Source organism: Mycobacterium sp. NGS35 (assembly GCF_059812855.1).
The window spans coordinates 64,870-77,143 of the sequence record NZ_JCALDL010000014.1; the positions used below are offsets into that span (position 1 = coordinate 64,870).

13 protein-coding genes are annotated in these 12,274 nt (G+C 65.2%); 10 read left to right on the forward strand and 3 right to left on the reverse strand.

Going from position 1 to position 12,274, the window contains the following annotated elements:
- Positions 1–11: 11 nt before the first annotated feature.
- Together AC5Y4C_RS19315 and AC5Y4C_RS19320 are read right to left on the reverse strand one after the other, a co-directional pair.
- Positions 12–548 carry a PadR family transcriptional regulator gene (locus AC5Y4C_RS19315; protein ID WP_499904467.1) on the reverse strand — a complete coding sequence of 179 codons (537 nt, stop codon included), beginning with the start codon at positions 546–548 and terminating at the stop codon, positions 12–14.
- 243 nt (positions 549–791) lie between these two features.
- The gene (locus AC5Y4C_RS19320; RefSeq protein WP_499964851.1) at positions 792–1,643 is read right to left on the reverse strand and encodes a DUF1707 SHOCT-like domain-containing protein; all 852 of its coding nucleotides are present in this window, start codon (positions 1,641–1,643) and stop codon (positions 792–794) included.
- A gap of 122 nt (positions 1,644–1,765) precedes the next feature.
- Between AC5Y4C_RS19320 and AC5Y4C_RS19325 the strand changes: the two genes are divergently transcribed.
- The 9 genes from AC5Y4C_RS19325 to AC5Y4C_RS19365 all read left to right on the forward strand — a co-directional run bounded on the left by AC5Y4C_RS19325 (position 1,766) and on the right by AC5Y4C_RS19365 (position 10,895).
- Positions 1,766–2,191, forward strand: a complete 426-nt coding sequence (locus AC5Y4C_RS19325; protein WP_499964852.1) for a DUF5318 domain-containing protein — start codon at positions 1,766–1,768, stop codon at positions 2,189–2,191.
- Between the two features lie 43 nt (positions 2,192–2,234).
- Entirely contained in the window at positions 2,235–4,646 is a 2,412-nt protein-coding gene (locus tag AC5Y4C_RS19330) for a transglycosylase domain-containing protein (RefSeq protein ID WP_499904473.1), read from the forward strand.
- Between the two features lie 32 nt (positions 4,647–4,678).
- Positions 4,679–6,295, forward strand: a complete 1,617-nt coding sequence (locus AC5Y4C_RS19335) for a glycosyltransferase family 87 protein (protein WP_499964912.1) — start codon at positions 4,679–4,681, stop codon at positions 6,293–6,295.
- Between the two features lie 154 nt (positions 6,296–6,449).
- Positions 6,450–6,740, forward strand: a complete 291-nt coding sequence (gene rpsF, locus AC5Y4C_RS19340) for a 30S ribosomal protein S6 (protein ID WP_499904475.1) — start codon at positions 6,450–6,452, stop codon at positions 6,738–6,740.
- 103 nt (positions 6,741–6,843) lie between these two features.
- Positions 6,844–7,338: a single-stranded DNA-binding protein gene (locus AC5Y4C_RS19345; protein ID WP_499904477.1), complete on the forward strand. Its 495-nt coding sequence runs from the start codon at positions 6,844–6,846 to the stop codon at positions 7,336–7,338.
- A gap of 39 nt (positions 7,339–7,377) precedes the next feature.
- The gene (gene rpsR, locus AC5Y4C_RS19350) at positions 7,378–7,632 is read left to right on the forward strand and encodes a 30S ribosomal protein S18 (protein ID WP_499904479.1); all 255 of its coding nucleotides are present in this window, start codon (positions 7,378–7,380) and stop codon (positions 7,630–7,632) included.
- Between the two features lie 23 nt (positions 7,633–7,655).
- Positions 7,656–8,114, forward strand: coding sequence for a 50S ribosomal protein L9 (gene rplI, locus AC5Y4C_RS19355; protein WP_499913307.1), 459 nt, complete (start codon positions 7,656–7,658; stop codon positions 8,112–8,114).
- A 601-nt stretch (positions 8,115–8,715) separates the two neighbouring features.
- Positions 8,716–10,098 (forward strand): replicative DNA helicase, encoded by a 1,383-nt coding sequence (gene dnaB, locus AC5Y4C_RS19360; protein ID WP_499949742.1) that lies wholly within the window; start codon positions 8,716–8,718, stop codon positions 10,096–10,098.
- 524 nt (positions 10,099–10,622) lie between these two features.
- A complete protein-coding gene (locus AC5Y4C_RS19365; RefSeq protein ID WP_500008511.1) occupies positions 10,623–10,895 on the forward strand; it encodes a hypothetical protein in 273 nt (90 codons plus the stop codon).
- A 174-nt stretch (positions 10,896–11,069) separates the two neighbouring features.
- Here the strand turns inward: AC5Y4C_RS19365 and AC5Y4C_RS19370 are convergent, their stop codons facing one another.
- Positions 11,070–11,504: a MarR family winged helix-turn-helix transcriptional regulator gene (locus AC5Y4C_RS19370; RefSeq protein WP_499964854.1), complete on the reverse strand. Its 435-nt coding sequence runs from the start codon at positions 11,502–11,504 to the stop codon at positions 11,070–11,072.
- 62 nt (positions 11,505–11,566) lie between these two features.
- Between AC5Y4C_RS19370 and AC5Y4C_RS19375 the strand changes: the two genes are divergently transcribed.
- Positions 11,567–12,274 carry a nitroreductase gene (locus AC5Y4C_RS19375; protein ID WP_500008512.1) on the forward strand — a complete coding sequence of 236 codons (708 nt, stop codon included), beginning with the start codon at positions 11,567–11,569 and terminating at the stop codon, positions 12,272–12,274.

A 12,274-nucleotide genomic window follows, 5' to 3' on the forward strand; every position in this document is an offset into this window, starting at 1 on the left:
GGTGCGAGTGGTTACTCGGCGAGTCCTTGGGCTACTCGTTCCGCGGCGATCAGATCGTTGAGCCATTTCACTTCCCGCTCGCTGGACTCCAGGCCCAGCTGATGCAGTTGGCGGGTGTAGCGGTCGAACGAGCTACTGGCCCGCGCGACGGCTTCACGCAGACCTTCCCGCCGCTCCTCCACCTGACGGCGCCGGCCCTCCAGAATCCGCATCCTCGCCTCTGCGGGGGTGCGGTTGAAGAATGCGAGATGCACGCCGAAGCCGTCGTCGGTGTAGTTCTGAGGACCGGTGTCGGCGACGAGCTCGGCGAACCGCTGCCGACCAGCCTCAGTGAGCCGGTACACCCGGCGCGCACGGCGCACGGGAGCTCCGGCCGGTGCCGCATCCTCCGCGATCAGCCCGTCGAGCTGCATCCGGCGCAGCGCCGGATAAAGCGAACCGTAGGAGAACGCGCGGAAAGCACCCAGTAAACCGGTAAGGCGTTTCCGCAGCTCGTAGCCGTGCATCGGCGACTCGAGCAGAAGTCCCAGGATGGCGAGCTCCAGCACCGAGTCACCTCCTTTGCTTGGCCGTTACGACCCGTCGACACCTCGGGCCATAGTATCGCGCCGATATATTCGCGGCCAGCCCCCGGTCAGCCCCGGGCCAGCCCCCGCCAGCCCCGGGCCATGCCCGGGCCACGCTCCTGCGCGAGGGTGCGTGTCTGCCCACCGGCACGCCGGAGCCGGGCGTGCAACACCGCACGCTCGCGCCGCGCGCCAGGCGGCCAGGCGGCCAGGCCCAGGTGCCCGTCAGGACGGCGGGTATTGGCTGAGGATGTCGCCCTGCGGACCGACGGTCAGGTAGCCGCTGCGCTCATAGGTCGTCGAAACGTAGATCGCGATCACCACCGCGTCAGGAGTCGTCGGATCCTTGCTGGGCTCGATGTTCATGTAGGTCGACTTCACGTCCTTCTGCTCGATGCCCAAGATCTGCGGCGCACCCCGCAGCCGGCCGATGATCGCAGGCACGTCGAACTTCGCAAGGTCGACCAGACGCTCGCCGTCGCTGATCGCGCTCACCGACGGATCGCTGTCCCAACCGCCCCGATACGTGTACCGAAGCGTGCGCCGCTCGTCGGCGGGGTCGGCGCGCTCCATCGACGCGTAGTCGGGGTAGATGGTCAGGCTGAATCCCAGCGTGTCTCCCCACTTCTTGCGGGCTTGGGTGAACAAGCCGGTCAGCCCGTTCGCCGAGTGCAGCAGCCGCGGCGGCGCCTGGACGTTGGCGGCGATGCCGTCGGGCGCAGCGCCCGGGTCGTTGCTCAGCGGTGACGCACTGCTGCCGAAGAGGCCCCAACCGATGCCCACGCCCAACAGCACCAGCACCGCCGCCACGGCGATCCGCATGCCCCAGCCCGCATCACCAGTGCGGGCGCGCGGCGACTTGAGCCGAGGCAACTGCACCGGCGCATTGCTGGTCTGGAGGTCAGACACCAATGCGTTCAATTCGCCCAGCGTCATCGCGTTGGTCGCAGCACTGACCCGCTGACGGTGTTCTTCCATCGACAACTGGCCTTCGGCGAGCGCGGTGTCGAGCACCTGGCAAGTGTCGTTTCGGTCGCTGTCTTTGGCCCGGGTGCTCATCGACTGCCGCGTCGCCACGACGATGATCGTAAGAGCGCGCCCACCGATTCGACGGGCAACTGCCCAGCGCAGCCAGCGGCGACAGATCGGCTGCCCCTTCTGTGCTTCCACCGTCGGTGGAGGCACGTACTCTGGTCACCGTGCGATTGCAGCGACAAGTGGTGGACTACGCGCTTCGGCGCCGGTCCCTGCTGGCCGAGGTGTATTCGGGGCGCACAGGTGTCACCGAGGTCTGCGACGCGAATCCCTACTTGTTGCGGGCAGCCAAGTATCACGGCAAGCCCAGTTCGGTGATGTGCCCGATCTGCCGCAAGGAACAACTGACTCTGGTGTCGTGGGTGTTCGGCGATCACCTTGGCCCGGTCTCCGGGTCTGCCCGCACAGCCGAAGAGCTGGTGATGCTGGCGGCCCGATACGACGAATTCTCGGTACACGTGGTGGAGGTATGCCGGACCTGCAGCTGGAACCATCTGGTCAAGTCGTATGTGCTGGGAGCGGTCCGTCCTCCGACAGGATCGCGTGGCACTCGGACGGCGCGCAGCGGCGCGCGCACGGCCAGTGAATAGGGGAGAGCGTCCCGACCGGTCAGCCACCGACAACCGTCCCGGAATGGCGGCTGACCGCGCCGCCCGCCCTCCGCAGCGGCCCGGCCCGGCCTACGGTCCGGCTCGCGCGCCCCGACCTCCGGCACCGCGACCGTCGCGCCGCACCACTCCCGTCGACGGCGGTCCTACAAGCGTCATCCCACCGGTCGGTGAGCACACCGAGCCGCTGCGCGACGAGGTCGACGTCGTCAAGGCCGCGCTCGACGGTGGACCCCCTCCCAAGCCGCCGCACGGCCGTCCGCCCGGGGGCGGCCCCCCATTCGGGCCCAGACGTCCCGCGCGTCACATCAACTGGAAGTGGGTGCGGCGCGGTGTCATCATCGCCGCTGCGCTGCTCATCGTGCTGCCCCTGGTCACGTTCTCGATGGCTTACTTCATTGTCGACGTGCCGCAGCCCGGCGACATCCGCACCAATCAGGTGTCCACCATCTTCGCTAGCGACGGCACCACTGAGCTCGCGAAAATCGTTCCGCCAGAAGGCAATCGGATCGACGTCAGCATCAGCCAGGTGCCTCAGCACGTGCGCGACGCGGTGATGGCCGCCGAAGACCGCGACTTCTACTCCAATCCCGGGTTCTCGTTCAGCGGTTTCGCACGCGCGGTGAAGAACAACGTGTTCGGCGGCGACACGCAGGGCGGCTCGACGATCACGCAGCAGTACGTCAAGAACGCGCTGGTGGGTTCGCAGCGTGCCGGCGTCGGCGGTTTGGTCCGCAAGGCCAAGGAATTGGTGATCGCCACCAAGATGTCCAGCGAGTGGTCCAAAGACCAAGTGCTGCAGGCGTATCTGAACATCATCTACTTCGGCCGCGGTGCGTACGGTATCGCGGCGGCATCCAAGGCCTACTTCAACAAACCCGTCGAGCAGCTCACCGTCGCGGAAGGTGCGTTGCTGGCAGCGCTCATCCAGCGGCCGTCCAGTCTTGACCCGGCCGTGGATCGCGAGGGTGCCGAGAAGCGGTGGAACTGGGTGCTCGACGGCATGGTGACCATCGGAGCACTGCCGCAGAACGAGCGGGCAGCACAGGTGTTTCCCGAGACGGTGGCGCCAGATCAATCTCGCATGGAAAGCCAGACCACCGGGCCCAACGGTTTGATCGAGCGCGAAGTCACCAAGGAGCTCCTCGACCTGTTCAACATCGACGAGCGCACGCTCAACACTCAGGGCCTGCAGATCACCACCACCATCGATCCCAAGGCGCAGTCGGCCGCCGAGGACGCGGTGAACCGTTACCTCGAGGGCCAGGACCCCGACATGCGCGCCGCGGTGGTGTCCATCGATCCGAAGACCGGAGGCGTCAAGGCCTACTACGGCGGCAGCGACGCCAACGGTTTCGACTTCGCCCAGGCAGGCCTGCAGACCGGCTCGTCGTTCAAGGTGTTCGCGCTGGTGGCCGCGCTCGAGCAGGGCATCGGGCTGGGCACGCAGATCGACAGCTCGCCGTTGACGGTCGACGGGATCAAGATCACCAACGTCGAAGGCGAAAGTTGCGGCACCTGCAACATCGCCGAGGCGCTCAAGCGGTCGCTGAACACCAGCTACTACCGGTTGATGCTGAAACTGAAGAACGGCCCGTCCGACGTCGCCGACGCCGCACATCGCGCCGGCGTTGCCGAGAGCTTCCCCGGCGTGGAGCACACGCTGTCCGAGGACGGCAAAGGCGGTCCCCCGAACAACGGAATCGTGTTGGGCCAGTACCAGACTCGGCCCATCGACATGGCATCGGCGTACGCCACCATCGCGGCCTCGGGCATCTACCGGGCCCCGCATTTCGTGCAGAAGGTGGTGAACTCCCAGGGCGAGGTGCTGTTCGACGCGTCGACGCAGGAAAGCGGCGGCGACCGTCGCATCGACGAAGGAGTCGCCAATAACGTCATCTCTGCGATGCAACCGATCGCGGGCTACTCCAACGGCCACAACCTGGCCGGCGGCCGGCCCTCGGGCGCCAAGACCGGCACCACCCAGCTGGGCGACACCGGCGCCAACAAGGACGCCTGGATGGTCGGGTTCACGCCGTCACTGTCGACGGCCGTGTGGGTCGGCACTGTGCGCGGCGACAAGCCGCTGGAGAACAAGTGGGGATCACCGGTGTGGGGGTCGACGTTGCCGTCCGACATCTGGAAGGCGACCATGGACAACGCGCTCGACGGCACACCGAACGAGAAGTTCCCCAAGCCAACGATGATCGGCGGGTATGCCGGCGTGCCTGCCGCCCCGCCACCTCCGCCGCGATCGACACCGCCGCCCTCCTCGGCGCCCACTCCCACGCCTGGTGAGGTGATCCAGCCCAGCATCGAAGTGGCCCCCGGCATCACAATCCCGTTGGGACCGCCCACCACGGTTCCCGCGGCGCCGCCGCCTGGCGGCGACAACGGTGGACAGGGTCCGCTGCCCGGGCCGCCACCGCCGCCGTGACCGACGCGGCGGCAGAGCAGCACGCGGCTGCGGTGGTTTCGCCGCAGCCGCTCGCGGCCGACCGGCGCAGCCTTGACGACCGCGATTTCCCCAGCCGCACAGACCCAATCGGCGCTGCGCTGGCCGAGACCATCGGCGGTCCGGTGGGCCGGCATGCCTTGATCGGCCGGCAGCGGTTTCTGACGCCATTGCGGGTCATGTTCCTCATCGGGCTGGTGTTCCTGGCGTTGGGTTACTCGACCAAGGCCGCCTGCCTGCAAAGCACGTCCACCGGCAGCGCCGACACCCGAGTCGCCAACTGGCAGAACAACCGTCAGTACTACGAGTTGTGTTACTCCGACACGGTTCCGCTGTACACCGCAGAGCTGCTGAACCAAGGCAAGTTTCCGTACAAGTCCAGCTGGCGCGAGACCGACTCCGCCGGAAAACCCAAGACCCAGTACGACGGGCGCCCCGCGGTGCGGTACATGGAATATCCGGTGCTGACCGGGCTCTACCAGTACGCGTCGATGGCGCTGGCCAAGACGTACACGGCGCTGACCAAAGTGGTGGGGATACCTGTGATCGCCGAGGTGGTGATGTTCTTCAACATCTCCGCGTTCGGGCTGGCGCTGGCGTGGCTGGCCACCGTGTGGGCGACGTCCGCGCTGGCGGGCCGGCGGATCTGGGATGCGGCGCTGGTCGCCGCCTCGCCGCTGCTGATATTCCAGATTTTTACCAATTTCGACGCGCTCGCAACGGCCTTCGCGATCGGCGCGCTGCTGGCGTGGGCCCGTCGAAAACCCGTCTTGGCCGGCGTGCTGATCGGCCTGGGCGTCGCGGCCAAGCTGTATCCATTGCTGCTGTTGGTGCCGCTGCTGGCACTCGGGGTGCGCACGGGCCGGTTGCGCGCGGTGGCCCAGACCGGCGCAGCCGCCGCGGCCAGCTGGCTCGTGGTGAATCTGCCCGTCATGCTGCTCTTTCCGCGAGGGTGGTCGGAGTTCTTCCGGCTCAACGCCCGTCGCGGTGACGACATGGATTCGCTGTACAACGTGATCAAGTCGTTCACCGGGTGGTCGGGCTTCGACGGCAACCTCGGGTTCTGGGAGCCGCCGGTGGTGCTGAACAGCGTCGTCGCTGCGCTTTTCGTCGTCGCTTGTGCCGCAATCGCTTACGTGGCGTTGACGGCCCCGCGCCGACCCCGCGTCGCGCAGCTGGCGTTCCTGGTGGTCGCGGCGTTCTTGTTGACCAACAAGGTGTGGAGTCCGCAGTTTTCCCTGTGGCTGGTGCCGCTGGCGGTACTGGCGCTGCCGCATCGGCGAGTCCTGCTGGCGTGGATGACCATCGACGCGTTGGTGTGGGTGCCGCGCATGTACTACCTGTACGGCGATCAAACGCGCGGACTGCCGGAGCAGCCGTTCACCGCCACCGTGCTGCTGCGTGACATCGCGGTCATGGCGTTGTGCGCGGTGGTGGTCTGGCAGATCTATCACCCCGAACGCGACCTCGTCCGGTTCGGCGGCCGTATCGACGACCCGTCCGGCGGCGTCTTCGAGAACACGCCTGACGCGCCGCCCGCGTGGCTGCCGTCGTGGTTGCGCCCCCGCGCCGCCGGCCCACCGCCCCTTGTGCGCGAGCGTGCGGGTCTGCGCGCCGACACGCCGGTCTAGGGCGTACCGCAGCGCACGCTCGGCCGGAGCGAACCAGTGCGATTTCGCAGATCAGCCGCCATTCCTGTAACCTGATCCGGTTGCCGACGCAGGCGACCCTCCTGCCACGGATACGCCGTGGCCGCACACGACCAGAGGAGGTGATGAGGTTCCCATGCGTCCATACGAAATCATGGTCATCCTCGACCCCACCCTTGACGAACGCACCGTGGCTCCGTCGCTGGAGGCGTTCCTCAACGTCATCCGCAACGACGGCGGCAAGGTCGACAAGGTCGACATCTGGGGTCGGCGCCGGCTGGCCTACGAGATCGCCAAGCACTCCGAGGGCATCTACGCGGTGATCGACGTGACGGCAGAACCCAAGACGGTGACCGAGCTCGACCGTCAGCTCAGCCTGAACGAGTCGGTGCTGCGTACCAAGGTGATGCGCACAGACAAGCACTGAATGCGTACCGCACGTCAGTTGCTCTGCGTAGGCTCGCGCACGACAAGCACCGTGCCTGACTGCTCCGTTTACGCGAGGAGCGACATGAGTCGAGGAGGATCTCGTGGCTGGTGACACCACGATCACCGTCGTCGGAAACCTGACGGCCGACCCTGAACTGCGTTTCACCCCCTCCGGCGCTGCCGTCGCCAACTTCACGGTCGCGTCCACGCCGCGCATCTACGACAGGCAGAGCGGGGAGTGGAAGGACGGCGAGGCGTTGTTTCTGCGGTGCAACATCTGGCGGGAGGCGGCCGAGAACGTCGCTGAAAGCCTCACCCGCGGGTCGCGGGTGATCGTCACCGGTCGGCTCAAGCAGCGCTCATTCGAAACCCGCGAGGGCGAGAAGCGCACCGTCGTCGAGGTCGAAGTCGACGAGATCGGCCCGTCGCTGCGCTACGCCACAGCGAAGGTCAACAAGGCCAGCCGGGGCAGCAGCAGCGGTGGATTCGGCAGCGGCGCACGGCAATCCGGCAACCAGGCCACCAACGATGATCCGTGGGGCAGCGCCCCGGCGTCGGGGTCCTTCGGCGGCAGCGACGACGAGCCGCCCTTTTAATCACAACGAACATTCACGAAGAGTCGAGGAAGAAAACCGATGGCGAAGTCCAACAAGCGGCGCCCCGCGCCCGAGAAGCCGGTGAAGACACGCAAGTGCGTGTTCTGCGCCAACAAAGCTCAAGTGATCGACTACAAGGACACCGCGCTGCTGCGCACTTACATCAGCGAGCGCGGCAAGATCCGGGCCCGCCGAGTGACCGGCAATTGTGTGCAGCACCAGCGTGATATCGCGATCGCGGTCAAAAACGCGCGCGAGGTTGCCCTGCTGCCGTTCACCTCATCGGCCCGCTGAGCAATCCACGAACAGGAACGACGATGAAGCTCATACTCACCGCCGAAGTCGACCATCTCGGTTCGGCCGGCGACCTTGTGGAAGTCAAAGACGGTTATGGCCGCAACTATCTGCTGCCGCGTGGCCTGGCCATCCTGGCCACCCGTGGCGCGGAGCGTCAGGCCAGCGAGATCCGGCGTGCACGTGAAGCCAAGACGGTGCGCGACCGCGAGCACGCCGACGAGCTGAAGAAAGCCCTCGAAGGCATTGGCTCTGTGTCACTTCCGGCACGCACTGCGGGTGGTTCGGGCAAGCTGTTCGGCTCGGTCACTGCGGCTGATGTCGTGTCGGCGATCAAAAAGGCCGGTGGCCCCAGCATCGACAAGCGGACGGTGCAGATGCCTCAGGCGCACATCAAGTCGATCGGCAGCCATCCGATCGTGGTGCGGCTGCACCCCGAGGTACAGGCCACGGTGACGCTCGAGGTCATCGCCGAGCAGTAGCCGGCCTCGGCGCGCTATCCGCGAATCCGACTGGACTGCATCGGTTTTCGGTTCGCTGCCGGCTGCGCGCCGCGACCTGCCGCCGCCGGAGCTTGCGAGCTAATTGTCGGCTATCGCAAATACTTGGGCTACGACGTCCTCACCACGGGTTCTGGCGGACGCCCGGCCCGCGCACCTCGCCGCTGGACGCTGCCAGCAAACTAGCCGCGGCTGCGACGCCGCAGCGAATCTAACCATTCGTTAACCTGTACCTCAACTCAAGGCAACACAACACGCCCGAAACGGCAACCCGGCGAGACACGCCGTAGCGATTCTCATCCACAGGCCACACACCGCGAGAAGTCGGCTTCAGCAGCGAGTATGTGGACAAATATTTGCGTCATCCACAAGTTGTCCACAAGCCGTCAACATGACGCAGAGCAGATATCCACACGCGATACACAGGTTCATCAACAGCACCGCTTTTCAGCTCCGCCAGCAACCTTTAACGTCGGAGCGTCCCGGGGTAACCCGGCGCGTCGAGTCGGTGAGTTGTCGGCACCGTGACTTATCGTCGAGACAGCCGTGCGAACGTACGTTCGGGAGGAGGTGGGGCGCCGTCATGGCCGTGGTCGACGATCTCGGGCACTCTGGCTTAGGCGTTCCTCCGACCAGTGAGGAGTTCGGCCGTCAGCCGCCCCAAGACATCGTCGCCGAACAGTCGGTACTGGGCGGCATGCTGCTTTCCAAGGACGCTGTCGCCGACGTCGTGGAAAAGCTGCGGCCGGGTGACTTCTATCGTCCTGCCCACCAGAGCATTTACGACGTCATCCTCGATCTCTCGACGCGGGGTGAGCCGGCCGACCCGGTGACCGTCGCAGCAGAACTCGACCGACGCGGACTGTTGCGGCGGATAGGCGGCGCACCGTATCTGCACACGTTGATCTCCACGGTGCCCACCGCCGCGAACGCCGGCTACTACGCCGGCATCGTCGCGGAGAAGGCGTTGTTGCGTCGGCTGGTCGAGGCCGGAACGCGGGTCGTGCAGTACGGATACGCCGGTGCCGACGGGTCCGATGTCGCCGAAGTGGTCGACCGCGCGCAGGCCGAGATCTACGACGTCACCGACCGGCGGTTGTCGGAAGACTTTGTGCCGCTTGAACAATTGCTGCAGCCCACCATGGACGAGATCGACGCGATCGCGTCCAGCGGTGGCCGGGCGAGCGGGGTACCGACGGGGTTCGTCGAGCTCGACGAGCTCACCAACGGACTGCACCCCGGCCAGATGGTCATCGTCGCCGGCCGGCCCGGTTCAGGTAAAAGCACACTGGGACTGGATTTTCTGCGGTCGTGTTCGATCAAGAATCAGATGGCCAGCGTCATGTTCTCGCTCGAGATGAGCAAGTCGGAGATCGTGATGCGACTGCTCTCGGCCGAGGCGAAGATCAAACTTTCCGACATGCGCTCGGGCCGCATGGGCGACGACGACTGGGCGCGGCTTGCGCGGCGGATGAGCCAAATCAGTGAGGCGCCACTGTATATCGACGACTCGCCGAACCTGACGTTGATGGAAATCCGCGCGAAGGCCAGGCGGTTGCGCCAGAAGGCAGACTTGAAACTGATCGTCGTCGACTACCTGCAGTTGATGACGTCGGGCAAGCGGTTCGAGTCCAGACAGCAAGAGGTGTCGGAATTCTCGCGTAACCTCAAGCTGCTGGCCAAAGAGCTCGAGGTGCCGGTAGTTGCGCTCAGCCAGCTGAACCGCGGCCCCGAACAGCGCACAGACAAGAAGCCGATGCTGGCTGACCTCCGTGAGTCGGGGTCGCTGGAGCAGGACGCGGACATCGTGATTCTGGTGCACCGGCCAGACCTCTTCGATCACGAGAACGAAGAGCGCCTCGGCGAAGCGGATCTCATTGTGGCCAAACACCGTAACGGTCAAACGAAGACGGTCACAGTGGCGCATCAGCTGCATTACTCGCGCTTCACCAACATGGCGAGGTAGAGGCATTCTGTTCTGGCTTCTCAAGTAGATGTCCAATTCTCATGTCAAATTTCCACCTGATGTCCAATTGGACCTTTGGATGAGAATGCAGGCAGTGCGGAGCCGCCGCGATTGCGACGAGAGTAGGAAGCGCAAAAAGTCATGAGTCGTCCGCCTGTCAGCGCGGATATCGCGGCACGGTTCGCTCAGCTGTACAAGGGAGGCGTCGACAGGCCAACGCATCCCCAACTTTCAGCGGTTTTCAGAAGGTACGGATTCGATGACGTTGCACCACACCATCATTCGCAAGGCGGGGGACCGAACAAAGAATCCCGCGTGCGAAAGGTGCTCGAAGCCGTTGTCCGGAGGCCCCGGGACGCGCGTCAGATCATCGAAGCGTTGTTGGTGGACCTCCGTGCGCTGGGATGTGTTACCAACGGAGTCATTGAACAAGAGGTGATCTCGAGAGTTGCCACGGCGTTCGCGGCCCAAGGCGCCCGGACTCCTACATATCGTCGATACACGTCGCCGACGCCGGTGACGCAGTGGAAGCCGCCCTCACCTGCCGCGACGGAACCTACAACGTCGTCGACGACAAGCCGGTCACCAAGCGCCAATACGCGCAGGCGTGCGCCGATGCAGTCGGGGTTAGGTTGTGGGTCACAGTTCCTGGCCGAATCGGCCTGTCCATGGGTAACCGCCTGACCTCGTTGACTCGCTCACTGCGTGTCAGCAACGCCCGATTCCGAGGCGCTGCCGGGTGGCGGCCACGTTACCCCGGCGTCAGTGAGGGCTACCAAGCCATGGCGCACGCTTGACGGTCAGACGGGAACTCGCCGACATGGGTGCCACTAACACCGTTCCACCGCCGCGCCGAAGCGCTCAAAGCCGTTACAGCACAAAGCCGTTAGAGCCACACCACTGACGTCGCCGCCTTCGCAAGTTCCTCGCCGGCCCCGGAATTCGACTACGGCGGCCAGCGCGCGGCACGCTTATTGACGGCCGACCCTATCGAGTGCTTCGCGAAGCTCGTCGGCTTTCTCTGCTGTCAGATTGCACGCGGTATTGATCTGACCGGGGACCGCCCACACTCGGTCGCGCAGCTTTTCGGCCGCCGGCGTCAGATCGACAAGGACCCGTCGTTCATCCTGGGCATCACGTTTGCGGCTGACCATGCCGGACTGCTCGAGGCGCTTCAGCAGCGGAGTGATGGTCCCGGTGTCCATGCCGAGCTTGGCACCTAGCTCGCCGACCGATCGGGGTGCATCACCGAGCAGCTCGAGCATCACCAGGTACTGCGGGAACGTCAGGCCCAGCGGCTCGAGAAACGGCTTGTGCATCCGCACGAGCCGATTGGCCGCGCCGTAGAGCGCAAATGACAGCTGCTCGTTGACGGAGTGACTTTTCTTGCGGCGGCTGCGGCTCATAACCTCTGCTGCAATAGTATCTAGTGCACTAGATAATTCGGCGACTCGCGCTGATCGCTCTCATGATCCCGCCCTATTTGGAGACACGCAAGATGCCTCAGGCCAGGCCGTTTCACGACATCGTCCGCGACCGTCGCTCGATCCGCAGCTTCCTTCCCACACCCGTTCCTCGCGCCCTCATCAATGAGGTGTTGGAGGACGCCCGTCACACCCCATCGAACTCGAATATCCAGCCCTGGGATGTCCATATCGTGTCGGGGTCGACGCGCGACAAAGTCAGCAGCGCAATGCTCGCCGCAGAGGCGGCCCAGCAGATGAGCCCTGACTTTCCTTGGGCGGTCGACGAACTCTACGGCGTTTACCGCGAGCGGCAGGTTGCCCAAGCCGCCGCCTACTACCAAGCCCTCGGCATCCCTCGGGAGGCCCGCGAGGAACGACGCGTGGCAATGCGCCGGAACCTGGAATTCTTCGGCGCACCACATGCCTGCCTGCTCTTCATGCCCCACCTCTACGACGGCGTTCGCGTCGCCGGCGATATCGGGATGTATGCGCAGACGTTCCTGCTGTCACTTGCCGCGCATGGCATCAGCGGAGTGCCGCAGACGTTACTCGGCTTTTTCGCCGAACCTATTCGCGACGTCTTGGGCATCGACGCGTCGATGAAGCTGCTGTTCGGAATCTCGTTCGGCTACCCGGACATGTCGTCACCCGCGGCGGCGTACCGGATTGACAAGGCACCCCTCGAAGAGACGGTTACCTTCCACGATTGA